The organism is Mucilaginibacter sp. OAE612 (genome assembly GCF_041806395.1).
Taxonomy (GTDB): Bacteria; Bacteroidota; Bacteroidia; order Sphingobacteriales; family Sphingobacteriaceae; genus Mucilaginibacter; species Mucilaginibacter rubeus.
Genome location: NZ_JBGMUW010000001.1, coordinates 2,259,475 through 2,285,886, shown reverse-complemented (window position 1 = coordinate 2,285,886; position 26,412 = coordinate 2,259,475). Strand labels below are relative to the sequence as shown.

The window sequence follows — 26,412 nt, the reverse complement described above, 5'->3', positions numbered from 1 at the left end:
AATTTTAAAGTTTAATGGAAGCTCCAAAGGTTATCGTTCTGTTTTGCGGATAAGTAACGTAGGTTCCGTCCCCTACCCGTTCAGGATCAAGGCCCGGATACTTACTTATAGTAAATACGTTGTCAGCCGCTACAAAAACCCTCAGCGATTTTATCGACACCTTTTTTAGCGCAGGTAAGGCGAAATTATAACCCAGTTGTAAGCTTTTAAGACGAACGAACGAGGCATCTTTTAAGAAATAAGTAGAAGGATAATTTTGAACCGCCGCATAACCATCTGCCACGTAAATCTTAGGCATTGTATTCGTATGGTTGGTTGGAGTCCAACGATTTAGCCAATCTGTTGTTGGAACAGAACCTTGCCTGAAAGGCTCAATTCCCCAGCCATTAACATAAGCCTTTTGGCCCTGGGAGCCATATAGCTGAGCGCTAAAATCAAACCCCTTATAAGCAGCGCCGATATTGGCCGAATATTGATATGAAGGGAATCTGCCGCTCACATAAGTTCTGTCATTGGCATCTATTTTACCGTCGCCGTTAACATCTTTGATCTTCAGGTCGCCGGGAGTAGGTGTAACCGGCTGTTTAGGCGAATTGTCTATCTCCTGCTGACTTTGGAATATCCCGTCCCACACATACATGTAGTAAGCATCCAGTTCATGTCCCTCTTGCCTGATGGTGTGGTCGCTGATATCCTTTGATCCGTACCTTTCAAGCTTGTTTTTGTAGGTTTGAAGATTTACGCCTACGGTATAAGAGAAATCTCTTCCAATCCTGTCGTTATATTGCAGGGCAAACTCGAAACCTTTATTACGAAGCGCCCCGTCATTGATTGTAGGCGCGTTCAAACCAATATAGAATGGCACCTGCGAGCTTCTCAAAATATCAAAAGTATATTTATTGAAATAATCTGCCGACAAAACAAGTTTGTTATTTAAAATGGTCATATCAAGGCCAATATCTCCAACCCGCGTGGTTTCCCAGGTCAGGCTCGGATCAACCAGCGTATTGGCGACGAAACCTGAAGAAACAGAGCCTCCAAAGGCATAATTGGCACCCGACAGAGTTGATTGATAAGGATAAGTTCCGATATTCTGATTACCCAACTGTCCCCACGAGCCCCGGACTTTAAGGTCATTTAACCACAAAACATCCTTCAGGAAATTCTCTTTGGAAATTCGCCAGCCACCGGAGAATGAATAGAAAGTACCATACCTTGAGTTTGAAGGCAAACGGGAGGTTCCATCGTATCTGATGTTAGCGCCCAGTAAATATTTATCTGCATAATCATAATTGGCACTGCCATAAAATGAGCTGATCGCCCATGCGGATGATGTGCCGTTATTGGTTTGCCCGTCAGAAGGCCCGGCATTCAGTTCCCGCAGGTAGTTTGTTACATACTGGGTGCGGGACGCGTTGATGTTACTGGCATTATTTTTTTCCCGCTGATAACCGGCAAATGCCGAAAAATTGTGAAGCCCAAGGCTCTTTTTATAAGTCAGCTGGCTATAATATACCGTATAAATATTGTCTGAATTGCCCACATTTAAACCCGGCGACCCATCATCAAGGTTGCCCGCAGGAGACATATCACTATAATAATATGTAGGAATTACCGGCCTGAAATCATTGAATTTATAGTAGCCATAATTAAACCCTCCTTTATTTTCCCAACGCAAACCTTTAAAAAGATCGATATCCAGGGATAGGTTACCCTGTAAATAATAATCATTACCCCGTGTTCTGATATCCTCGCCTACAATAGCCGCGGGATTTTTATTACCCTGCTCGTTGGAGTATGCTTTTTTTATCCATCTGCCATCTGAACTTTGGGCAGGATATAATGGTGATTGGGCCAATGCCGAAAGAAACTGATCACTTGCGCCATTTTCAGGGGTCAGTTTTCTGCCGTACCGCATCTGGATATCCGATCCAAAAGTGATCCGTTTATTTAGCTTTGAGTTTAAACCCAGTGAAAACGTATATTTCGAATAGTCAAATCCCCGCATCACGCCAGGCTGGTTGGTAATACCGACGCCAACACTATACGTTGTACTATCCTTACCCCCGCTCATGTTCAGATAATGGTTTTGGGTATAAGCTGTTCGAAAAATATCATTCAACCAGTTATGATTCGGATATTTTACCCTGTCGGTTGCGTTTTGGTACAGATCTATCTGGGCCTGCGTATACAGGGGCGCGAGCGAGGAGTTTGTCCGTGCCTCATTTGACAATTGCATGTACGTTGCCGAATTGGTGATTATATCAGGGAGTTTGGTAGCCTTGGAGACCCCCAGATTGTATGTATACTGGATAGCCAGGCTACCGGCCTTACCTCTTTTAGTTTTTACTACAATAACACCGTTAGCACCCCGGGAGCCGTAAATGGCCGCCGAAGAAGCATCCTTTAATACAGATATCGATTCGATATCATTGGCGTTCAATACATCAAGGCTTCCCGGAAGGCCATCAACAATAATTAATGGATTGGACCCTGCCCCGCTGAATGTACCGACGCCCCTTATGGTTAATTGAACATTTTCATTTCCTGGCTCTCCGGAACCCTGAACAACCTGTAAACCCGGCAACTTACCCTGCAGTAAAGTTGAGGGTGAAGTAGCGACCCTTTTATTAAGTTCATCGCCAGAAACGGTAACTACTGCACTGGTCAATTTATGCCTGCTCTGCGTACTGTAACCAACAACAACTACTTCGTTAAGGGCCTTGTTATCTTCCTGCAATTGAATATTGACAACTTTTTGGCCATTTATCGCTACTTCACGGGTTACGTAGCCTAAATAACTGACAATTAACGTCGCGTTATAATCGGGCGCATTTATCGTATAATTACCCTGTCCATCGGTTGCCGCTGCTACAGTGGTTCCTTTTACCTTAATGGTAACTCCCGGCAATACTACTCCCTTATCATCGGTAACCTGCCCGGTAACTTTTACCTGTATTATCTCCGGTCCATCATTTTTATCTTCACTATTTTGTGAGCCGGTGTCGGCAGGTGTTCGGAGTTTTGTCAGGATAATTTGATTGTTAACGAGTTCAAAACCAATACCATTAGCAAGAAAAACCTGCTCCAATATTGCTTTTAAATCTTTCTGCCCTCCCGCAGTCGTAACCTTTTGTTGATTACTTAAAGTTTCTTTTAAATAGACAAACTTAACTCCCGCTTTTTTTGAAAGCATATTAAGAAAAGACTTCATATCCATATCAACAGCGGCGATATCAACCTTGCGGTCCAGGACTCCCTGCGCACGCGTGGTGCCGGCTACCGATACACCTGCAAATATGATGGCCAACAAAATCTGGCAACAGGATAACTTCATAATTTTATACCAGTTGATCGATATTAGTAAATTAATATTCATACATTAGTGTGTTTTATTTGGTAAAAAAATGAGACAAAAAAGCCCCCGCACCTCTACGAAAGGTGTGTAATGACACGGCCGGGGCCCGAAGAAAGCGTGGTAACGACACGCTTTCTTCATTTTACATAAGTGGTGTTTGCTGAGGTTAATCTTTCTTCATAATTTAACTTTAGGGTTAATAATAATTGGTTAATTGGTTGTTATGGCTCTCTGTAACACAAACTTCTTCCCATCGGTTACATAGCTAACGTTGAGGAGTTTTTCAAGTACTTCCATTATTTCGGGCAGGCTTTGATTGCTAAAGTCAGCCTGTAACTTGGCTTCTGCAAGATCGTGATCCCCGTCGGGCAACATAATTATCACATCAAATTGCTGTTGAAGTACACGAACTGCTTCTCTAAGGGACACATCATTAAATGAAAGGCTGGTTTTTCCCCAAATTTTCAATACCGAGTGCTTCTCTACAAGGCTAACTTCAAGTTTATCAGTCTTTTTTGCTGTTACCTGCCAAACTGCCTTTTGCTGAGGATGGAGCATAACATCTGCAACGTCTTTATTTCGATCAGCTATCGCGACAGATACTTTTCCGGTAACTACTGCTACTTCGGCGCGAAGCGCATGTTCATTATCCTTTACACTAAAACTGGTTCCCCAAACTTTAGTTGACATGTGCGCTGTCCGGACAATAAATGGATGGGCGTGATCTTTTTTCACGTCAAAAAACGACTCGCCGGTAAGCGAAACAGTCCGGAATTCACGATTAAATGTACGGTCGTATGCAACCATAGTCCCTGGGCTAAGCCAGGCCGTACTACCATCGGGCAGCGTTACTTTTTTTATCTTTTGCCCTGTATTTACAATCCTGACATTATCATTAATAACCGTTGATTTATTTGCCGCCGGTTGTTTGTACCATAAAAGGCCAATTGTAATAAAAATCAAAATGCTGGCTGCTATTGCACCGGCCCAATAATAATTAAACTTCTTTACGGGAGGTTCGGACAAGCGTATTTTCTCGCGTATTCCCAATATCAACCGGTCCTGTAAGGCCTGTTTAGCCTCCGGCGAAAGCTGATCATACGCATCCGGTTCATTTTCCGGCGCATTAAACCACGTGAGTACTGTGGCCTCTTCGTCAGTATTACATTTCCCTGCAAGGTATTTCTCAATAAGTTCCGGTGTAATAGGTTGCATGGTTTTAAAATTGTCCTTTTAATAACCAAGACAGTTAAAACCTATGTAGCACCCAAAAGAATTTTATTTTTATTTAAAAAAAGTTTTAAGATAGAGCAAGGAGTATATAATAGCAATTGTAAACAACTGGTGGAGGGATAATCGCAAAAATCTGAGTGCCCGGTTCATATGATTTTCTACCGTTTTTTCGGTAATACCCAGCTCGGCGGCAATCTGCTTATTAGATTTGTATTGTTTCCGGCTGAGTTCGTAAACAGTTCTGCATTTTTCGGGGAGTAAATGAAGATTCCGGTCAACCTCCTGCCCAATTTCTTTAACTATCAGCATTTCCTCAGGGGCGGTTTGCGGAACAGGCGCCGCTAAACGCAAAATTTCAGTGGCCCTATCACGAAGCATTTGCTTTTGAATATGATTCAACACCAAATTTCGTAACGCAACATACAGGTATCCACTCAGGGTTGCCTTTATATACAATTGCCCGCGTTTAATCCATAAATTCACAAACAGGTCCTGCACCAGTTCTTCTGCTATTTCTGCTTCGCGGCACCGTTTTAGTGCAAATGAATATAAAGCCCCGTGATAACGGTGAAAAATTTCTGTAAATGCTGCATGGTCAGAAAAATTTAACCGCTCAACCAACTCCTCATCGGTTAATGTTTTCCAATTGTTCATGCTTAAACTAAATTTAAAATTGGTTCTCGGTGCTAAGAACGCACTGGCAGTCAAATCTAAAATAGTATTTTAATTTTTCATTAACATAATCCGACTTTCTTATGTACGAATCAGGCATTTTATTAAGCCCTTTATGCAATTTTTACTTTTATTAAATTGTTGATTGACCTGTAAAAAAGATTTTGGTTGCCCCTCTTCACCAATTTTTGTTTGCATTCCTACTATTTGACTATAATAGCAAAATGCCGCCTGTATACCGGCAGATCTTTTATTGATCTGCCAGTAATAATACAACTCGCTGGTGTTGTGGCCTGATGCGGTATAAACTGCCATTGGCGCTTTTTTCCAGAGTGCCCTGCTGCATAGCAAGCCGGTAGGTATGGCCATCAAATTCATACAGGGCGCTGTTGCCTGTCAATTGTTTAAACGGGGTTTTAGCGCCTTCCGCAATGCACAAGTCCAGGAACCAGTCGCCGGCCGGGTGGTTCTTAGCCATGATGGTCAGGGATTTTTCGTCCATATTGATTTCGAAAGAACCTTTACCAACAGGCCATGAAGCATGGGCCGTCGTCTTATTCATATTTGTGAACACAGGATCTCCTCCCTGAACCGGCGCTTCCCCGGCCCCGTCGTTCATCATCAGGCGAAAACCCTCGGGTTTGCCGCGTTTTCCCCATTGAAAACCATCTGCCACCGGGAGCGTGTAAAAGAAACTTTGATTAACGGTAGTAACGTTATTCAGGTATTTATCCGGCACGGTTTCGTTAAACAGGTGGATATCGGTTATCCGCAACGTTCCATTTTCCCAAAGCAGGTTAGTCCTGTAAAACCTGCTGTTATACCAAACGGTTTTTTTATCGCTGTTTGCCAGGTCCCTGCTTACCGTAAAGGTTGTAGCTGGGGTTACCTTATAGGTACGTTTAAACCATTCGCCCGACTGCGCCATGGTTTCTACCCGAACCTTGCCCTGTTTGCGGAGACGGGCAATAACCGGCATCTGCCATTCCAGCCCTTTTTTCATGGCATCCCAGGTGAATGAATTTTCCTGCCCAGCCTGCGTATAATTGTAGCCGAGCGAGGAATCATTGGCAAAAGTTTGCAAAAACCAGTTGATCCACTGCTCATTTCCGCCCGCGTGGGGGTAAACAGGCTCAAGCGTGGTTACCGAGCTGCCATCGGCGTATTGCCGTATAGGGTCGCTACCCAGCATCCTGAATACGGGCACGGGCAACTGCCTATCTGCATGCTGGGCAGGCATATAAGCGTTTAAACGGCTCGGGTAATACGCCTGGTTCCAGTAACCGCCCCACAGGGTGAAACCATCGGTACCTACCTGGTCTTTACAGTTGGCAGAGGCAACAATCTTATATTTATCGTACATGTAATTCAGCGAATGCGCATCGATGACCCATGAAGCGATGGATTTGGGATAATACCCGAATATGCTTTTAAAATCAGCAAAATAAACGTCGATGATCTTTTCGCGTTCCGCAGGCGTGTAACCCACAGAAAAACCGATGTCTGAATGCCAGTCCCAGGCATATTTTCCCCTCCATTTGATCCCAGCTTTTTCAATCAGCGGTTGCGGCAGTTCCCACCATCCCCCAATCTCAAACTCATCTTTCGGAAGTGTTTTCAGCAAATCCTGGTAGCGCTTGTCAATCAGGGCATCGTACTGTAACAAAAAAGTTCCGCCCAGGTGATATTGCTTCATCAGCGCAATCTGGTTTACCACGGTCTGGTACAGGACATCTTTGGTGATACCCGCATCACGTGGTTCGATGTCGCGGATAAAATTGACAATGTTAACGATTTTAGGCGTATTGCCTGGCTTTGTTTTTTGAGCGAACAAAGGTGTGGTAACGACCGCCGCCATTGCCGCTGAAGTGAAGATCAAAAGAGTTTTAAATCTCATAGACGATAGTGCTTCTATTTTATTTTCCGGGAACAGGTATCGGTAGCTTTGCGCGCGGATGAACAAGTATTCCGTTTGCCTGGTTTATAGCGATTGTAACCGCTAAGTTATCATAATTCGATTTTTTCAAACAGCCTGCTAAGATATATAATGCGTATCCGTAACCGTCCCCAACTGTCTGTCGGAGCAAACCCCAGAAGTGTTCGGAAGATTTTTAATTCCCTCCCCTGGGAGGGGTGCGGCTGGATTTCGTGGTGGCAGGGAGGGGTATATACGTCATTTCAGGCGAATAAGTCTGTGAATGAAACCCCTCCCTACACCCTCCCAGGGGGAGGGAATCGCACAATCTTCGCTTTTTTTATTTCTTCCGAACACTTCTGGAGCAAACCCGGTCGATTAACCGTACTGGCTGCTACATACCGCAGGAAAATGAAAAACGACATCTATCAAAAACTCCGCAGATTTGGCCCCTCACTTGAACCGCGCAAAATAACACACTGTCCGAGTCAGTTGCTTCCGGTTTGTAGTATAGATAGATATAAGGCCGGCTAATTATCGATTCAGGCTTAAGCTTGATTTGATCGCTGTCAGTTCCCCTAAAAGGCGCGTTTCTTTTACCATATCTTCCAGGCCCAGCTCTTTGGCTATCCGTGCGATCTCCAGGTTGAGGGTGGCAATTTCCGTAGGGCGGTGTTCATTGATGTCCTGCAGGGTAGATATCAATTGTCCATCGGATGAGCGGCTGATGGCAAGCAAGGTCTCGGTTACCTCTTCCTCCGGAAGGGAGACGCCACAAACGTTAGCTACCTGGATACACTCTTTAATTATTCGTTTTCCGATTGCCAGCGCTTCATTATTACGGTGAAAAATACTGTTATCAATGTTCAGCAAAGGGCACACAGAGTTGAACACGCAGTTGACGATCACTTTTTTCCAGATCACTGCCTGGATATTTGATTCTGGTTTAAAGGAAAATGCAGGGCTGTTTATTTCTGATACGACTGCTGCAAGACTTTCCTCATTGCTATTGATCGCCCCTACCGGGCAGGTTGCTACCGGTTTGAACCGTACCACGTTTTCGGAGGTAAACTGGCCCGTCACAAACAACACGCAACGATATAACTGCGTAAAACCAAGCATGATAAATGGCTGCTCCACATTCAGGCCATTCTGCAAAAGGACGACAGGATAATGGACTCCCTTTAAAGCTAACTTCGCCGCTAAAGCGCTATTGGCAAATGATTTGGCGGTGATGACAACGATGCCATCAATCGTTTTTATTTGACTGAAAGTTTTTACATCAATGTTTTCACTTACTTCTGATCCGTCGGGCAAGTTAATCCTGATCCTTTCAGATGTGCCCGGCAAGCCATCAACAGTTCCGCGGATCAACAGCACATTCTTACCGGCATGCTTTAATATAACCGCAAGCGTGCGGCCTATGACGCCCGCTCCTGCAATATATATCGTTTTCATATCTGTTGTGTTCCCGGGTTATCGCTTGCAATAAACCACGAGGGAAGCTTTAGCCAGGGCCGCTTTGTTAAGCAGGTATCCTGATAAAGCAGCCGGCGTGCCAGTTGCAATACCCAATTTATCTGTATTCAACGCGTAAACCGTGATGATGTAACGATGCGGTGCTTCTCCTTCACCAGGGCAGGGCCCCTGGTACCCGGCGGCGCCCGTGTCATTAATGCTTTGCAAACTACCGGCCGGCGCCGCGCTGACTTTTGGGTCACCTGCTCCACGTTTCAGTTCTGTAACAACCGGGGGGATATTGACAATCACCCAATGCCAGAACCCGCTCCCTGTGGGGGCATCAGCGTCATACATGGTAATCGCGAAGCTTTTTGTACCTGCAGGCGCGTTTGACCACCCGAGCTGCGGCGAATGATTTTGTCCGTTGCAGCCAAAGTTGCCGGCCACAAATTCATTGGTAAACTGACCGCCAAGGTCTGCACTTTTAAGGGTGAATGTCTGTGCAGATGAGCAGTAATAACTGATTGCAAAAGCGCAAAAGAGGATGAATTTTTTCATGCCTCAAATATGCCTGCGTATTGCATAAGGCAATTGTTGCTGAAAGTTCAGAATATAATGAGAAAAGCTCAAATTATGGCGTTTTACGGTAATTCGCCGGAGTTACGCCATATTTCCTTTTGAAAGCCGTGTTGAAATTGGACACGTGCTGATAACCGTAGTCCAGGTATAGCTCGCTGGCCGACTTGCCTTTTAGCAGTTCGGTACAAGCCATTTCCAGTTTCCGCTCCCGGATGTATTTTTGAGGAGCTACCCCGTAATCTCTTTCGAAGTCACGCTTAAATGACGACACGCTCCGGTTACTCAGAAAGGCAAGTTCATCGAGTGTAAGGCTGCTTAACAGGTTATTTTCAACAACAGTTTTAAGGGATATATCTGCAGGGTTGCCGAACATGCCGGTCAAAAGTTCGGGCGCCAACTCATGCAAAGCGGTGAGCAATTCGGTAAGTTTGAGTAAGGCCATTTCATAAGAAAGGCTTTGCCTGCCGGCGATCAGGGATTTGATGTTGCGCACATACTCATTGATATAAGTGTTGGTCTTGAAATAAATATACGGCGCATCGCCGGCGCTGGCTCCCCCCTTGCCGGGGCGGCTTACCGTGAATTCCTGCCCGATGCTGCGCGGAAAAAAGACAATTACACTACCATAGGGCTCGGCGTTATTGCTGTGCTCGGCAATAATTGAATTGCCCTCAGGTATCAACATGCCATAACCCGGGGTAAGAACAGTATTTTCAGCGGCACGATAAATCTGTTTTTGACCATTTTGTACAAAGCTGACCGCGCACCGGCTAAAAAAAACGCGCGTACGGAAAGCGCTGCCCCTATCATGATAATCCACGAAAGTGATCTCACCAGCCGAAATGTGGGAATGGTGACGTGTAACTTCCGGTACCTGTATGATTTCCATGCTGTTTTTTGGAACAAATAAACCGCAAAATACGCTCAATCCAAAATGAGTGCGGATAAAAACCCGCGGTTCATGAACTAAAACCTTGACTTTTCCCTGATACCTAACCAGCGATTCATTCCTTAGATTTGTTGTTAGTATGAAGAAAATTGGCTTTTTATCGTTCGGACACTGGTCCGACCACCCTGCATATAAGACGCGTACCGCGGCCGATACCTTGCTGCAATCTATTGACCTGGCGGTTGCTGCCGAAGAAATCGGCCTTGACGGCGCTTATTTCCGCGTCCATCATTTCGCATCTCAACTGGCATCTCCCTTTCCTTTGCTATCGGCTATCGGTACAAAAACAAATCGGATTGAGATCGGCACAGGTGTGATAGATATGCGGTATGAGAACCCGCTTTATATGGTTGAAGACGCCGGGGCCGCCGATCTGATCTCGGGCGGACGGTTACAACTGGGCATCAGCCGCGGTTCTCCGGAACAGGTGATCGAGGGCTGGCGTTATTTTGGATATGAGCCTGCCGAGGACGAAAACGATGCGGATATGGGGCGTAAAAAAGCATTGGTATTTTTGGATAAGTTAAAAGGTATTGGTTTCGCCGAGCCAAACCCATACCCCATGTTTCCAAATCCGCCGGGCTTGTTACGTTTAGAGCCCTACTCAAAAGGACTGCGGGAACGCATTTGGTGGGGCGCTGCTTCGAACGCCACGGCTGTTTGGGCAGCCGAGCAGGGAATGCATCTGCAAAGTTCCACATTAAAGTTTGATGAAAGCGGCAAGCCTTTCCATGTACAGCAGGCCGAGCAAATCAGGGTGTATAAAGAGGCGTGGAAGAATGCCGGTCATAATCGCGAGCCAAGAGTATCAGTAAGCCGTTCTATTTTTGCATTGGTAAACGACCAGGACAGGCTTTATTTTGGCCAGCAAGGGAAAGGAGCAGACAGTTTCGGTTATATCGAAGCGGATAAGCGGGCGGTCTTCGGCAGAAGTTATGCCGCTGAACCAGACCGGCTGATCGCCGAACTATCTAAAGATGAAGCCATCCAGGAAGCGGATACGGTGCTTTTGACAATACCTAACACCTTAGGTGTTGATTACAATGTGCATGTGCTGTCTTCTATCCTGGAGCATGTGGCTCCCGGGCTGGGTTGGCGTTAAAACACTTGGTAAGCGCATGCGGAATGCAGCCATCCTGACGGTAGGCGCTATGATTCGCGCTTCGAATTGTATGCCCATGAAATCATGGCGGCGGCTTTCGGCATACCTGCAGATGTGATAGCTCCCCCGCTGCCGGTGGCAGGCATATGCTTTACTGAACAAGATGCTTTCGCCAACAATGTCGCGAAGGCACTTGTTTACGGTCGGATCATTCCTGCCTCAATGTATAACATGGCGGCTCGATAAGCATTGCAGGAAAAAAATAATAAAACCCTTTTTGTCATGATACATTATAATTGAATCATAACATTATCCAATCCCTGCTATCTAAAACTGATAAATATCATCTTTACCATTGATTTCTTGCAGGTAAAGCGGCCTGTAATGGCGGATATATTTGCATGTGCCAACACAATATCCATTTTCAGCATTTTCCGCCCGGTCCGAAGAAGAGCAGCGTGCGACGACACTTTTTAAGAAAAAAAATCCCAATGATTGTTTTTTTCGCAATGATGCGGAATTTGACTGGCTTTACCCGGAGCATTTGCAGTCCTTATCACAAAAACAATGGACGCCTATTGCCATCGCCAGAAAGGCCGCCGAATATTTAGCAGTAAAAGGCGCCAAAGTACTGGATGTTGGTAGCGGCATAGGAAAATTTTGCTTAACCGCGGCGCATTTTTATCCTGACTCTTTTTATTTCGGGGTTGAACAGCGACATGAACTGGTGCATTACGCCCAAACCACACAAAAATACCTGGATCTTAATAATGTCAGTTTCATACATGCCAATATCACCCAGGTTAACTTTCATCAATTTGATCATTTCTATTTCTATAATTCTTTCTTTGAAAATTTAGACCAGGAGAACGCTATTGATGATCATATAGAAACTTCCTACGGCCTCTACGCCTATTATTCACGGTATTTAAAATCGATGCTGAATGATAAACCGTCGGGTACAAGAGTAGTGACCTATCAGAGTTTCGGAGAAATTATTCCGATAGATTACAGCATGAAAGATCTCGCTTATGATTCCTTACTTCAGTTGTGGGTCAAAGATTAATTACGATTTAATTTAAACACTTGAATAACATGCAGTTCCCTTTTTTATGTATAGTGATACAATAAGTATTTCTTATTTCCGCAAAGACGCGGCTTTCGATACTTTGTATCCGACACACATCCGGGAGCTATCACAAATGCACTGGACTGGCCTGGACATTTCGCTCGAAGCCAGCAATTTCCTCGCAGCCCCAGGGGCCAGAATCCTGGATATTGGCAGCGGCGTCGGTAAATTTTGTATCGCGGCGGGCGTTTATCATCCGGAGGCTACCTTTTACGGCATTGAGCAACGGGAAGAGCTGTTCAATTATGCAGAATCAGCCAAAGCGCAGATAGGTGTACCCAATGTGCAGTTTATGCATGGTAACCTCACTAACCTGGATTATGACCTGTTTGATCATTTTTATTTCTTCAATCCCTTTTATGAAAATATAGAACCAAGCATCCGGATCGATTATAGCGTCAATACCTCGTTTGATCTGTACAACTACTATACTTTGTTCATTTACGAAATGCTGAACAAAAGACCGGCCGGCACCCGGTTGGTTACCTTCCATGCCCCGGAAAAACAGATTCCGGTTAGTTATCGATTAGTGAACAATTCCTATAGCCGGGTGCTGAAAATGTGGATCAAGCAGTAAAAGAGTTGGTTCAGCCTTGCTATAGAAAACATTCAGATCAGGCCTGATGAACGCGGCAATATTTATTAAATAATAATTGAACGATAAAAAATAAAAATCATGAATTACCCCGAACATTTATTTTATACCAAAGACCATGAATGGATCAGCTTCGAGCAGGACCATGCATTGATTGGTATCACCGATTTTGCACAAAAGGAATTGGGTGATATCGTTTATGTTGATATCCCATGCCTGAATAAGATCATTGCTAAAGAGGCCATATTTGGCACAGTTGAAGCGGTAAAAACAGTATCAGATCTTTTTATGCCGGTAAATGGTAAAGTAATAGCGGTTAATCCTTTGCTTGAAACTAACCCCGAGCTGGTGAACCAGGACCCTTATGGATGCTGGATGATCAAAGTGCTGGTAAGCTTAGCAGACGACCGCGAGTCGCTGTTGACGGCAGAACAATACCTGGCACAGATCGGAGGTAACTAATCCTCTGCGTTGATACCATTTTGAACGGTATTAAGCCAAATATTTAACCTTACTGGCTAAAAAACAAAATCAAACACATTATTTATTTAACACAAAACACAATGGAAAAATTTAAAGCGGCAAAAGATTTGATAGATGCCATAGAGAAAGACATGTTCAGCTTTTACGAAAAAGGCAACAAAGCTGCAGGAACCAGGGTTAGAAATGCTATGCAGCAATTAAAAGTTATGGCAACAGATATCCGTAAAGAAATAACAGAAAAGAAAAACAATCAACAATAGTTTAAGAACTGTTTTGGGAAAATAAACCTGGTCAACCTTTGACCTGGTTTATTTTATCAATAACAGCCTGACAAATCATTCTTTTTGATATATGATCGGATTTCCTTTACGTGTTACTTATCAGCAGCAAGATTTTATTTATTATATCATTGCTGCCCCGAGTAAAAAGAACCATACCCTTGAAATTCTTTTAGATGCTAAAAGTTATACTTTTATTCTGAGTTTAAATAAACTATGGATCGAAAAAGACCCGGATAAAGATCGTCCTCTTGATCAGGGGTTGGTGCTGGCTATAAGCAGAGCGGTGACCTTGCGTTACCCTATTTAATAACAGGATTATAACAGGTCAAAGCTTTTATTAACCTGCATAGGATTTTTTTGAGGGATCGGTGTCCAATAAAACTTCATCTGCCCGTTTTAATGCTTTTTCAAATGTGTCCCGGACATTGCCTTTACCGATTTGAAATAATAAACGCGTCTTTTTTAATGCTTCTGTTACCTGTTCGCTGTTTGCCTCCGACAGGATAAGTTTAGTTCCTTTCTTTTTTATTTCCTGATGAACATCCCTTAATACCCTGATACCGGTTGCATCAATGACGGGCACATTCCCCATCCGGATAATCAATACCCGGGCGGGTTTTTCCAACACTTTCATCGTGTCTTTAAATTTATAGGCCGCACCAAAGAACAAAGGCCCATTGATCTCAAAAACGTCAACCCCTTTGGGGATATCCGATTGGTTAAATTCATCATCAGATAATTGATCCCGAGACAAAATAGTTTGCTGTACAGAACTGGACTGCATCATTTTGCGCATAAAAAGGAAAGCGGCAACAATTATCCCAATTTCAATAGCTACGGTCAGGTCTACCAATACGGTGAGGCCGAAGGTGATCAACAAAACGGAAGCATCACTTTTAGAGCCTTTAAATACGTCCATAAAATTCCCCAGTTCGCTCATATTCCAGGCCACCACCACCAATATACCTGCAAGTGTTGCCATGGGGATCAGCGCTGCCCATTTGCCTATAAAAAGCATAATAAGAAGTAAGGTAATGGCATGGATGATCCCCGCTACGGGTGTACTTCCGCCATTTTTTATATTGGTAGCCGTTCTTGCTATTGCCCCTGTGGCTGGAATGCCCCCTAAAACAGATGAACAGATATTGGCCACTCCCTGTGCAATGAGCTCTGTATTGGACCGGTGATTTCCGCCGGTCATGCCATCTGCCACAACGGCTGATAATAAAGACTCAATGCTGCACAGCAAAGCGATGGTAAAAGCAGGCCTGATCAACTGCCTGATGGTTTCCAGGCTTACATCTGGCATAACCGGGTGCGGTAAAGCAGCAGTGATCACTCCAAAACGGCTGCCAATAGTTTCTACCGGAAGATGGAAATACCGGACAAGCAGTGTGCTCATGACAATTGCGATCAGCGAACCGGGAACTTTCCGGGTTACCCTGGGCCACAGCAAAACAACCAGTAAGGTAAAAACCCCGATAAACAAGGCATAAAGGTTCAGCGAAGACAGGTGCCGGCTATAGCCGATCCATTTACTGATAAAATCAGCAGGGACATTTCCCATTTTCAACCCCAAAAAGTCTTTAACTTCTGAAGAAAAAATGATGACCGCAATCCCGGTGGTAAAACCAATGATCAGCGGATAGGGAATGTATTTAATAGTATTACCCAATTTAGCCACCCCCATAATAATCAAAATGATCCCGGCAATAAATGTGGCAATAACCAATCCGCTCACACCGAACTGCTGAACGATCCCGTAAACAACAACGATAAACGCGCCTGTGGGCCCTCCTATCTGTACCTTGCTGCCTCCCAATGCGGATATAATTGCCCCCGCAATGATAGCCGTAAAAATTCCTTTTTCGGGGGATACGCCCGAAGCAATGGCAAAAGCTATGGCCAGGGGCAAAGCAACAACACCTACAATTACTCCGGCAACAACATCTTTATAAAATTGCGCGGGGGTGTAACCTTTAAGGGTGTCAATCAGCTTGGGCCTGAACAAATTCATCATCTTGTTCATTATTGAAACCATTTAAATTTATTCCCATCCACCGGTATTTCAATATCAAGTTCGGGGTGATAATGTACCTTGGGAGATAACCAGTAAAGCAATATTACACGGGAATACCTGAAATTCAAAGGTGCAAGCAAGAACAAACCACCGAGAATGGTACTGAGATATAACCATGGCGAATCATTATTTTGGGTTATCATGAAAGTGGCGACCCACAAGATGCCTCCCTCCGCAACATTCATAGCGTAGCTGATATACATCGCTGCATAAAAATAGCCGGGCTCGATCTCGAAGATCATCTGACAATGCGGGCAATTCAGGTTGATCTTGTTGGAACCAAAACGGTATGTTGCTCCTTCGAACATATTGCCCCTGCGGCAACGCGGGCATTTTGCATGGAGCATTGCCCACGATTTTGATGTTCTTATCATTAATACAAAGCTATGCTTATAATAAAGGCCTGATATGGTATGACATCAGCAAACAAACTGATATTTATCAGTTTTAGACGGCAAGCCCGCGCCTGTACATGCTGTAAGGGTTTTTCCGGTCATACAGGTCATACCAGCCAATAACATCGGCTTCATTAAATTTATATATTTGTAATATGAGTTTATCCGGAATTTTTCCAATTGATAAGTGGGAATTCACAACACAATCTGTTCTTAATACACTTTCCGAAGAAGATTATAACTTTTTAATCTCCCGGCAAGGCGCGCAGAAATATCAAAAAGGAGAAATCATCTTCAAAGAAGGTATTGTACCTTCCGGTATCTATTTTATTCACCAGGGAAAAATAAAAAAATACAAAGTTGACCGGAATGGCCGGGAGCAGATCATATATGTAGCTAATAAAGGCGAATTAATAGGGTATCATGCAATTTTGGCGGAAGAGCGTTGCCCTGATTCTGCGGCTGCATTGGAAGACTGCCTGATCAGTTTTATCCCTAAAGAGGACTTTTTAACCATTCTGGACAGATCGCCGCTTTTCATGCGGCGCTTATTAAAATCATTGAGCCATGAATTTAGTGTATTGGCCAATAGTATTTCCGTAATCTCTCAGAGAACAGCATCTGAACGCCTCGCTATTTCGCTGATCATTTTGAGAGAAAAGTTTAAAGGGGACGGATCAGGTGAAAAAGATGTTATTCTCAATATCTCAAGAATGGACCTGGCCGGCATGGCAGGGATAGCGCAGGAAAATGTGATCCGCTTATTAAAAGAATTTAAAGAGGAAGGCGTACTGGAAACCGACGGCCGGAAGATATGGATCAAAGACATTAAACGCTTAGTTAAAAAATCGAACTACGGATTTGGGAACCCGTAGTTACATAGGCGCAATTGCATCAGCGGGGAATTAATGACAATATCTTGTCAGTGTTCAATTTTAAAAAAACGGGTGTTCAATCAATTAAAATGCAATTTCACAACTAATTGATTATCAACAACAATCTGTTCAATTTAAGATTTATTAGATTTTAATTAAACCTTAAGTAATTGATTATCAATGGCAATTTATTTTGAAAAAATATCAACTGTTCACACTTTTAAAAGTTGAACACTCGTGAGTGAACAGTTACTTCAGCAACCCACAAGGTTTTGTAGCCCCCTTAATGATACCCCGGCGCCAAATGCCACCGGGGTAGTGAAGTGTAATTAATCTGGGCTAATTTATTTATCCCAAAACACAGGTGTATCCAGGTCATCCGCGCCTATGCTGGCCACCGCCGCTCTGTAGTTATCGGCATTAATAGCCGCTTCTGTTTGCGGGTAGGTGTACCTGCGTACAAAGTTGCCTTTGATTTGCCTGCCGGGATATGTGTTTGGCGCTAATGCAGGGTACCCGCTCCTCCTGAAATTAGCCCATGTTTCTGCGCCGTTTCCAAACGAAGTTATCCAGTATTGTGTATTGATCAGTTTCAGGGCATTGGCATCAGAATATGCAATTGCCGGGTTATTTAAATAGGCATTTTGTGCATCGCTGCTGATAACAGCGGTAGCATCATAGCTGGTAAATTGATCCATGGCCGCCTTTACGCCGTTATTATAATAAGTACTTGCCGTACCTGCTATATATCCCCTAAAAGCCGCCTCGGCCAGTAACAGCTGCGTTTGAGCATATGTTACAAAGAACTGCGGAGCGGTTATTTTACCAAATACGCTGTAATTTACCTGCGAATATTTGAACCCTGATCCGCTCACACCGCGAAATCCGGGCGCTGATGGCAGCGTACCGCTGTCATAACCTATCGGCAAACCAAACTGGTTGGCTGATGCAGTATCAGGCGCGAGGGACAATGCTTTTCCGGGGTCGGTGTACATAGCCGAGATGTACTTCAGCCTTGGATCACCCGTGGATTTTAATTGCGTTATAAAAGGCTCGGCCAAATAATAAGTGTTGGTTAGCTGTTGAATTTGCTGGGTAACCAGGTTGGGGTACGTATTGTTATATTTCAGGTAACAGTTATCTGCGTTAGATTGCATTACCCCTCCGGTAACAGCTGCCTGAACAATAGTTTTTGCCTTGCCTGGGTCTAATTTAGAATAGCGCATCCCTATCCGAAGCAACAATGAATAGCCAAGCCGCTTCCATTGAGGAATATCTCCGCCAAAAAACACATCTCCCTTAACAAGATCCTTCGCAGGGTCTAACGCCGCGGTGGCTGTTGTTAGTTCGTTTACCAAGTCGGCATAAATATCCTGTTGTTTATCGTATTTAGGCAAAAAAGCAGAATTGAGGTAAGCCTGGCCAGCCTGGCTATATGGCACATCGCCATAAGTATCAACCAGCATCATGTAATTATAGGCCCGCCATATCCTGGTTTCGTTATACAAGTTAGACCTGGAAGCGTTGCCTTTTAAATCCGGCAAAATGTGCTCAAGCAATTTTATAGTATTTGGATAAGCGTTATTCCACCGCATCACTGTATAGGTTTGATTTAATACGTTGAAGTTAAACGCAGAGGTAACCCCACCAAAAGGATCAATAAACTGCTGAACAACCGTTGGTTCAGTTTCCATTAATGCCGCATATGTTAAAACTTCCGCGTTGGAAAACAAAAACACCGGATCGAGACTGGTAGTGTTATTTGGATTAACGTTCAACTCTCTGAACCCTTTATCGCAACCTGCTGCAGAAAACAGGCAGGCCGCGGACAATATGATCTTTATATATTTTTTCATGATCGTACTCTTTTAAAATTTGACGTTTAGGTTAAAACCATAAGTCCGCGTGGTAGGCAGCGAACTTTGCTCGTAACCGGTTAAAATATCACCGCTTGATGATATAGCCTCCGGATCGATATTAGGTGTGTACTTTTTAATGATAAGCACGTTGTGGCATACTGCTGAAAGCACAAGTCCTTTAATAAATTTGGTTTTCATCATTTTCGAAAAATCATAGCTAACCGAAAGGTTCCTTAACTTGATAAAGTCCGATTTATAAACGAAAGGATCCAGGATGCCCTGCGACCGGTAATTGGCATAAAAATCCTCGGCGTTCACTGCAGTTGTATTGGGAGTGCCGTCTGCATTCACCGCGTCAAACTTTACGCCTCCCTCCCTGCCTACCAGCGACTCTTTTGACAAACCTTCTCTCAGGAAATTCAGGTTAGAACTTGACAATATTTTACCACCTTTTTTATAATCGATATGCGCCATCAGGGTAAACCTTTTGTAAGTAAATGTATTTACCCAACCACCTGTAGCTTTAGGCAATGCGCTGCCAAAAAGCACAGGAGATGTGCTTGCCACTGGTTTACCACCCGATACAATGATCTTGCCATTGGCATCTCTGCGATAAGTTGAGCCCTGGATCTGGTTTAACGGAAGACCAACCTGGTCAACAATAGAGCCGAAAAATTCGCCCGCACCTAATGTCAGTTGTTTTTGACCATTTGCCAGCGCCAAAACTTTAGAGGTATTTATGGCCGTATTAAATGCCGAACGCCAGCTAAAATTTGGTTTTCTGACGGGCACTAACTCCAGCAAAAACTCCATACCCCGGTTTTGCAGTTCGCCAAGGTTTACGATGGTGCCAGTATAGCCCGACGCGTTAGAAATAGCAACACTTAAAATTTGGTTAGTAGTATGCTTATCATACGCGGCTATATCCAGGTTTACCCGGCTGTTAAACATACGCAGTTCAAGACCGATTTCTTTTTCTTTTACGCTGTATGGTTTAATTGCCTGATTTGGAGTAGTTACGTTGCTGATACTTCCCAGCGGAACACCATTAAACGCGTTTTGTGAAAGCGTGAACGTGAGCGAATTACTGTAAGGATTAATACCGTTAGCGCTACCCACATTAGCATAAGTAGCCCTGATCTTTCCAAAGGTGAGCCATGCAGGCGGGTTCTTTAAAAACTCCGAAAAAACAAAGCTGCCGCTTACGGATGGATAAAAATAATGGTTATGTTCAGGGCTTAGCACCGAGAACCAGTCGTTACGGCCGGTTACATTTAAAAACAAATAAGATTTATAGCCAAACTCGGCGGTGCCATAAAGCGAGTTTACTGTTGATTTGGAAACCGCGAAGGCAGATGTGTTGGTTACGCCATTTCCAAGGGTATAAAAATCCCTCACGTAGAAATTTGTAGCGGTGACAGTATATCCTTGTGATGAGGAGGGGAATGTATTTCCTCCTACCGTGGCATCAAAAGAAAAAGGTCCCCATTTGTGGCCGCCGCCTAATAAGAAGTCGGCGTTCAGCGCACGATAGGTGTTATCATTTGAGTTATAACTACCATTATAAAGGCCAACCGGTGCAGCCGCATTTGCTAAAGTACCTGTTGGCGAATTTTGTTCGTAGTAAGATGGACTATATTCCATATTTACACGGCCCTGCAAATAAAGCCAGTCAAAAAATTGGTATCGCAGGGTCGCAGTACCTAAAAGATGATCTTTAGTTTGCTTTGTAAATTGCTTTTGCATAATCCAATACGGATTGGTAAGCGTGGTGAAACGAGATGTAGGCGTTTCGTTGCCGTTGGCATCAATGGCGGCGGCTTTTAATACATCCAAACTAACCGAGTTACTATAACGGTACATGTAATTAGTAACCGATGAGCCCTGAATACCAATTACCGGAGGGTTATTATTATTCTCGTGGTCGTAATTCACATAAATTTGGGCAGACAACTTGGGGGTAAAATTGTAGTTTAACCCAAGATTGAATATCTTTTTGTGATAATCATTATTCGGTATTATGCCTTGTGCATCCTGATTTGAATAAGAAAACCTGAAGCTCCCTTTATCATTACCGCCCGAAAACGCAATAGTATTAGTCCATGCATTGGCCAGTCTGAAAAATTTGCTTATACGATTTCTTTCTGGTGCATAAGGGCGTTGTACTCCATCAAACTGGTAGGTAGGTGCATTATCAAATTTTTCCCCAAAACTCCATGCGCCTGAACTTTGCGCCTGCCCCTGTGTTTTTGGCCTCACATTATTCTCACCTTGCCCGTACTCATATTGAAAGTCGGTAAAATCCAGTGCCTTGTTTTGAGTAAAGTTGGAAGTAAACTCAATACCTATCCCGCCGTTTTTATTACCGCTTTTGGTAGTAATGATCAACGCGCCGTTACTTGCCCTTGAACCGTAAAGCGCAGCGGCTGTAGCCCCTTTCAATACGGTCATCGATTCGATATCATCCGGGTTGATCTGCTGCATATTATCACCAAGATCGACCGACTGGGTGTAACCGTTGGTACTTGAGGGACTTTGCGATAAAGGCAGGCCGTTTAATACGATTAACGGCGCATTATCACCCTGGAACGCTGATTGCCCCCGCAGCCTGATCTTGGTACTGCCGCCAGGACCGCTTGCCGGTGGAGAGATGTCTAAACCGGCAACTTTTCCTTCAAGTGAATTAACAAAGTTTGTTGAACGGTTAGTTGTTATTTCGGCTACACGCACATTTTCTGCCGCATAGCCTAATTTTTTGGACTCGCGCTTGATGCCTAAAGCCGTTACAATGATCTCGCTGATGGCGGTTGACTTGGGCTCAAGCGAAACATTCAGCGTAGTGCGCCCATTAAGGGGTTCGGTTTTTGGATTGTAGCCCACGTAGCTGAATAGTAAAACAGCGTTATCGGCAGATACCTGGAGTTTGTAATTACCGTTCGCGTCGGTTAAAACACCATTTTTTGTTCCTTTTTCGCTTACGCTAACGCCGATAAGCGGGCCGCCTTTTTCGTCGGTCACTTTACCGGTAACTATTTGTACCCCCACTTCGGGGCTGGTTCGGGCTGCGACGATGCTTTCCGCCTGCACATTCCCTGCAATCATAAGTGTAAAAAGAACACTTATTGCAATAGACAGCATCATTCCTGATACTTTGATTTCTTTTTCCATAATTTTAGGGTTAATTCAAATTGGCAAATCTTACTTTAACTTCTTTCTCAAAATTGGTAGTTGCGAAAGAGCTTCTCGGGGCGGTAACTTTAAAAGCCGCTTTTCATTTTAGTATCGCTTTTTCTTCATGTTATGCAGGGTTTTGGTTTAAAATTGGTTTATATACATGTACCGGTATAATCTATTTATAGTAAACAGTCCAACGATAAGACGCCGACAAGCCCTATTACAGCTACCATGCTTTCCATCACCGTCCATGAGCGGAGTGTTTCCTTTACTGATAACCCGAAATATTCTTTGCATAGCCAAAAAGCTGTATCGTTTACGTGCGAGCCAAACAAGCTGCCCGCTCCGATAGCCAGCACCAGTAAATTGGTATTTACGCCCGCATGTTGAGCTATCGGGAACAACACGCCCGCGGCGGTTACGCCAGCCACCGTAGCCGAGCCGAGGCAAATTCGTAGACAAGCCGTCGCCAGCCACGCCAACAACAAGGGATGCATGGTGCTGCTGACCAGCATACCGGCAAGGGTATTGCTTAAGTGGCTATCTACAAATACTTGCTTCAGTGCACCCGCGCTGCCAATGATGAGCAATACCATGGCTATATCTTTTACTGCACACACATACCCATCCATTATTTTTGCCAATGACCTGCCTTTACGCAAACCAAGCGTATACGTACTTATAATTACGGTGACCAGTATGGCTATAATTGGTTCGGCGAGCCATTCAGATAAACTCTTTATCAAAGATTTATCCCTAAAAAGCACAGGCAGCAAATGGGCCAGGCAAATCAATACTACAGGTAAAAGAGATGATAGTATGCTGTTAACAATACCCGGTAGTTCATGAACAGGCAAGGCGGCCGAACTATGGGTAAATTGCAAACCGTTAGGCCCTATTTTTTTGAGGGTACCTGAGAATATCGGCCCCGCAATTATGATAGCAGGAATAGCAATGATCAGCCCATAGCCAAATGTTTTTACTACATCGGCATGAAAAACGCTGATGAGTGTCATTGGCGAAGGATGAGGTGGTAAAAAGCCGTGCATTACAGATAGCGCCGTGAGCATAGGCATTCCCACATACAACAGCGGTAAACGGTAGCTGGAGGCAACCGAAAAAATGATAGGGACCAGCAGTATGAACCCAACGTTGTAATACAATGGGATCCCTACAATAAAGCCTGTAAGGGCCATGGCATAGCTTACATATCTGGCTCCAAATAAACCGTGCATGAAATGTGCTATCCGCTGCGCGGCACCGCTTTCGGCAACCAATTTACCCAACATGGCACCTAATACAATAATGATTGCTACTGACCCTAATGTATCGCCCAGCCCTTTATTTATCGATGCGATAACCGTTGTAAACGGCATGCCGAAAAAGCTGCCCGCCAGCAGTGCTACAATAATAAAGGCAAGAAAAGCATTCACTTTTGCCCAGGTGATCAGCACTATAAGCAGTAAAATACAAATGATAAGTACAAGCATTGTCATTATAATCAGCTTAGTTTAATGCGAATCGCGGGTTACAACAGATCCTGAATTTCCAACCAGGAAATCCAGATCGGCTCCTTTATCGGCTTGCTGCACATGGCGCTGATACATAGATACGTACCCCCTATCGGTATGATAAGCAGGTTTTTGCCATAACAACCGCCGTCTTTGCAATTCAACTTCATCTACAAGCAACTCTATTTTTTTGGCCGGTACATCGAGGCATATCAGGTCCCCGTTTTCAACCAGCGCCAGGTTACCGCCGATGGCGGACTCCGGTGAAACATGGAGCACAACCGTACCGTATGCGGTGCCGCTCATCCGTCCGTCGGAGATCCTTACCATATCCGTAATACCTTTATCCAGCAGTTTTTTGGGCAGCACCATATTGCCAACTTCGGGCATGCCGGGATAACCTACCGGCCCAACATTTTTAAGCACCATCACGCAGGTTTCGTCAATATCAAGCTGCGGGTCATCAACCCTGGTGTGATAGTCTTCGATAGTTTCAAAAACCACCGCCCTGCCGGTATGCTGCATTAGTGCTGGCGTTGCCGCCGACGGCTTGATAACCGCGCCATTAATGGCCAGGTTTCCTTTTAAAACGGCTATGCCCGCTTCAGCAATGATTGGATCATCATAAGCGGCGATAACGTCCTTATTGTAGCATATAGCATCGTCTTTTATATTTTCCGCATGCGATTTACCTGTTACCGTTATCGCGTCCATATCCAGCTCATTGCTAAGCTCTTTCAATATCACCGGCAGGCCGCCTGCATAGTAAAAATCTTCCATAAGGTATTTTCCGGAAGGCATGAGGTTGAGTAACAAAGGTATTTTGCTGCCCAGCCTGTCAAAATCGTCGAGGCATAAGTCAACCCCGATACGCCCGGCAATTGCCGTAAGATGTATAATGAAATTGGTTGACCCTCCTATTGCCGCGTTTACTTTAATAGCGTTTTCGAAAGCGGCACGTGTAAGAACTTTTGATATCGTTAAACCTTCCTTTACCATTTCAACGATACGCCTGCCGGATAGCTGCGCCAGTACTTTTTTCCTGGAGTCGACCGCCGGGGTAGCCGCGGCCTGCGAAAGGCACATGCCAAGCGACTCGACCATACAAGCCATGGTAGACGCGGTACCCATCGTCATACAATGGCCTGCACTTCTTGACATGCAGCTTTCAGCAGCAAGGTATTCATCGCTGGTTATTTTACCGGTTTTGAGGTCGTCGGTCAGCTTCCATACCGCTGTGCCCGATCCGATATCAGCGCCGCGATATTTACCGTTGAGCATTGGCCCGCCCGGCACTACGATGGTAGGTAAGCCTACACTGGCCGCTCCCATCATGGTAGATGGTGTAGTTTTGTCGCAGCCGGTCAGCAATACCACGCCATCTATCGGGTTGCCGCGAATTGATTCTTCCGCGTCCATACTGGCCAGGTTCCTGAACAGCATAGCGGTTGGTTTTAGCAAAGTTTCGCCTAAGGACATGATCGGGAACTCTACCGGGAAACCGCCTGCTTCGTAAACCCCGCGTTTAACAGCTTCGGCAAGGTCCCGTAGGTGTGCATTGCAAGGGGTTAGCTCCGACCAGGTGTTGCAGATCCCGATGACCGGTCTTCCGTCGAAAAGGTCGGTAGGCATACCCTGGTTTTTCATCCAGCTCCTGTATAAGAACCCCATTTTACCTGTTTTTCCAAACCAATCGGCACTTCTGAACTGTGACATTTTATTTTCTTTTATAATTTTATTTAATTGATATCGTTGCCCTGATGCAATTATTTGCCCACCAGGTTTGTAAGTGTTCCTATATTGCTTATTGTAATACTAATCACATCGCCGTAGTTAAGTGTGAAAGAATCCGGGGGCACTATACCGGTACCGGTCATCAGGTATGCACCTGCAGGAAATGACATCTCCATAAACAGGTAACCGGCAAGCTCCTGGTGCGTACGCTTCATCCTGCTGATCAATATGGTGTCGGCAAATACCTGAACATTATCTCTCACTATTTCAATTTGAATTTCGGTGTCAGGCGGGATAGCTGTTCCCGGCACATAAAGACACGGGCCAACCGCGGCGGCTCCGTCGTATGATTTAGCCTGAGGAAGATATAAGGGATTTTCTCCTTCGATATCTCTTGAGGACATGTCATTGCCAATCATATAACCCTCAATAGTACCCGCGCTGCAAATGAACAACACTAACTCGGGCTCCGGAACGTTCCATTTCGAATCTTTCCGGATGCGAACAGAACCGCCGGGGCCAACCGCACGGGATGCAGATGATTTAAAAAAGATCTCGGGGCGCTCGGCATCGTAAACCCTTGCATAGAAATCGCCGCCACCGGCATCTTTAGATTCTTCCATCCGGGCATCTTTGCTGCGCAGATAAGTGACACCCGACGCCCAAATCTCTTGGTTGGCAATGGGAGCGCTTATGTTTTCCAGATGATGAGCCAACGAAGAGTTGGATGCAATACTTTGGAGGTCTTTTAAAACCTCGCCGTGCAATGCCTGTCGGTTTATAAAATTGTCCCAGGTCCAATCCGGCGAACTGTATAACAGACCGGCGTATTTTACAATAACTTTATCGTTGGTTTTAAATATATGCATAGCTATTTATTGCTGTCCGGCGTTTATGCGGCAGTTATTTCGTTATCAAAAAATGTAACAAATCGGTTACTTGGTTATGTACAAAGAATGCTAAAGCAAATCGCTTAAGCTTCCAAAAAAACACAGCGTTGATTTTTACACAAAAAACTTAGCGTAAA

At 44.5% G+C, this 26,412-nt stretch carries 21 protein-coding genes; 7 read left to right on the top strand and 14 right to left on the bottom strand.

Annotation, left to right across the window (positions count from 1 at the left end; translation table 11 throughout):
- Positions 1–4: 4 nt before the first annotated feature.
- The 7 genes from ABID99_RS09575 to ABID99_RS09545 form a co-directional block, all read right to left on the bottom strand.
- Entirely contained in the window at positions 5–3,337 is a 3,333-nt protein-coding gene (locus ABID99_RS09575; protein WP_373613555.1) for a TonB-dependent receptor, read from the bottom strand.
- Between the two features lie 231 nt (positions 3,338–3,568).
- The gene (locus ABID99_RS09570) at positions 3,569–4,573 is read right to left on the bottom strand and encodes a FecR family protein (RefSeq protein ID WP_373613554.1); all 1,005 of its coding nucleotides are present in this window, start codon (positions 4,571–4,573) and stop codon (positions 3,569–3,571) included.
- 69 nt (positions 4,574–4,642) lie between these two features.
- Positions 4,643–5,245, bottom strand: a complete 603-nt coding sequence (locus ABID99_RS09565; RefSeq protein ID WP_090526084.1) for an RNA polymerase sigma-70 factor — start codon at positions 5,243–5,245, stop codon at positions 4,643–4,645.
- A gap of 268 nt (positions 5,246–5,513) precedes the next feature.
- Positions 5,514–7,160 (bottom strand): hypothetical protein, encoded by a 1,647-nt coding sequence (locus ABID99_RS09560; RefSeq protein WP_373613553.1) that lies wholly within the window; start codon positions 7,158–7,160, stop codon positions 5,514–5,516.
- 552 nt (positions 7,161–7,712) lie between these two features.
- Positions 7,713–8,636, bottom strand: coding sequence for a ketopantoate reductase family protein (locus ABID99_RS09555; RefSeq protein WP_373613552.1), 924 nt, complete (start codon positions 8,634–8,636; stop codon positions 7,713–7,715).
- A gap of 18 nt (positions 8,637–8,654) precedes the next feature.
- Complete coding sequence (locus ABID99_RS09550; RefSeq protein ID WP_373613551.1) at positions 8,655–9,197, bottom strand: YbhB/YbcL family Raf kinase inhibitor-like protein; 543 nt, start codon at positions 9,195–9,197, stop codon at positions 8,655–8,657.
- Between the two features lie 73 nt (positions 9,198–9,270).
- Positions 9,271–10,107: an AraC family transcriptional regulator gene (locus tag ABID99_RS09545; RefSeq protein WP_090526089.1), complete on the bottom strand. Its 837-nt coding sequence runs from the start codon at positions 10,105–10,107 to the stop codon at positions 9,271–9,273.
- Positions 10,108–10,246: 139 nt separating this feature from the next.
- Here ABID99_RS09545 and ABID99_RS09540 point away from each other — a divergent pair, with 139 nt between their 5' ends.
- The 6 genes from ABID99_RS09540 to ABID99_RS09515 all read left to right on the top strand — a co-directional run bounded on the left by ABID99_RS09540 (position 10,247) and on the right by ABID99_RS09515 (position 14,064).
- Positions 10,247–11,269 carry an LLM class flavin-dependent oxidoreductase gene (locus ABID99_RS09540; RefSeq protein ID WP_373613550.1) on the top strand — a complete coding sequence of 341 codons (1,023 nt, stop codon included), beginning with the start codon at positions 10,247–10,249 and terminating at the stop codon, positions 11,267–11,269.
- Between the two features lie 403 nt (positions 11,270–11,672).
- Complete coding sequence (locus tag ABID99_RS09535) at positions 11,673–12,335, top strand: class I SAM-dependent methyltransferase (protein ID WP_373613549.1); 663 nt, start codon at positions 11,673–11,675, stop codon at positions 12,333–12,335.
- A 136-nt stretch (positions 12,336–12,471) separates the two neighbouring features.
- The gene (locus ABID99_RS09530; protein WP_373613548.1) at positions 12,472–12,975 is read left to right on the top strand and encodes a class I SAM-dependent methyltransferase; all 504 of its coding nucleotides are present in this window, start codon (positions 12,472–12,474) and stop codon (positions 12,973–12,975) included.
- A 99-nt stretch (positions 12,976–13,074) separates the two neighbouring features.
- A complete protein-coding gene (gcvH, locus tag ABID99_RS09525; RefSeq protein WP_129570020.1) occupies positions 13,075–13,455 on the top strand; it encodes a glycine cleavage system protein GcvH in 381 nt (126 codons plus the stop codon).
- 101 nt (positions 13,456–13,556) lie between these two features.
- On the top strand, positions 13,557–13,736 hold the full coding sequence (locus ABID99_RS09520) for a histone H1 (protein WP_090526095.1): 180 nt from the start codon (positions 13,557–13,559) through the stop codon (positions 13,734–13,736).
- A 91-nt stretch (positions 13,737–13,827) separates the two neighbouring features.
- Positions 13,828–14,064 carry a hypothetical protein gene (locus tag ABID99_RS09515; protein ID WP_091164133.1) on the top strand — a complete coding sequence of 79 codons (237 nt, stop codon included), beginning with the start codon at positions 13,828–13,830 and terminating at the stop codon, positions 14,062–14,064.
- Between the two features lie 30 nt (positions 14,065–14,094).
- Here ABID99_RS09515 and ABID99_RS09510 read toward each other — a convergent pair whose 3' ends face one another.
- Positions 14,095–15,786: a SulP family inorganic anion transporter gene (locus tag ABID99_RS09510; RefSeq protein WP_373613547.1), complete on the bottom strand. Its 1,692-nt coding sequence runs from the start codon at positions 15,784–15,786 to the stop codon at positions 14,095–14,097.
- Positions 15,786–16,211: a DUF983 domain-containing protein gene (locus ABID99_RS09505; protein WP_373613546.1), complete on the bottom strand. Its 426-nt coding sequence runs from the start codon at positions 16,209–16,211 to the stop codon at positions 15,786–15,788. Before ABID99_RS09505 ends, ABID99_RS09510 begins: the two co-directional genes overlap by 1 nt.
- A 176-nt stretch (positions 16,212–16,387) precedes the next feature.
- Here ABID99_RS09505 and ABID99_RS09500 point away from each other — a divergent pair, with 176 nt between their 5' ends.
- Positions 16,388–17,107, top strand: a complete 720-nt coding sequence (locus ABID99_RS09500) for a Crp/Fnr family transcriptional regulator (protein ID WP_090526098.1) — start codon at positions 16,388–16,390, stop codon at positions 17,105–17,107.
- Positions 17,108–17,451: 344 nt separating this feature from the next.
- Here the strand turns inward: ABID99_RS09500 and ABID99_RS09495 are convergent, their stop codons facing one another.
- The 5 genes from ABID99_RS09495 to ABID99_RS09475 all read right to left on the bottom strand — a co-directional run bounded on the left by ABID99_RS09495 (position 17,452) and on the right by ABID99_RS09475 (position 26,254).
- Positions 17,452–18,963 carry a SusD/RagB family nutrient-binding outer membrane lipoprotein gene (locus tag ABID99_RS09495; protein ID WP_373613545.1) on the bottom strand — a complete coding sequence of 504 codons (1,512 nt, stop codon included), beginning with the start codon at positions 18,961–18,963 and terminating at the stop codon, positions 17,452–17,454.
- 12 nt (positions 18,964–18,975) lie between these two features.
- Positions 18,976–22,134, bottom strand: coding sequence for a SusC/RagA family TonB-linked outer membrane protein (locus ABID99_RS09490; RefSeq protein ID WP_373613544.1), 3,159 nt, complete (start codon positions 22,132–22,134; stop codon positions 18,976–18,978).
- A gap of 185 nt (positions 22,135–22,319) precedes the next feature.
- The gene (locus ABID99_RS09485) at positions 22,320–23,636 is read right to left on the bottom strand and encodes a gluconate:H+ symporter (protein WP_373613543.1); all 1,317 of its coding nucleotides are present in this window, start codon (positions 23,634–23,636) and stop codon (positions 22,320–22,322) included.
- A 15-nt stretch (positions 23,637–23,651) separates the two neighbouring features.
- Positions 23,652–25,367, bottom strand: coding sequence for an IlvD/Edd family dehydratase (locus tag ABID99_RS09480; RefSeq protein ID WP_373613542.1), 1,716 nt, complete (start codon positions 25,365–25,367; stop codon positions 23,652–23,654).
- 50 nt (positions 25,368–25,417) lie between these two features.
- Entirely contained in the window at positions 25,418–26,254 is an 837-nt protein-coding gene (locus ABID99_RS09475; protein WP_373613541.1) for a fumarylacetoacetate hydrolase family protein, read from the bottom strand.
- Between the last annotated feature and the right edge of the window lie 158 nt (positions 26,255–26,412).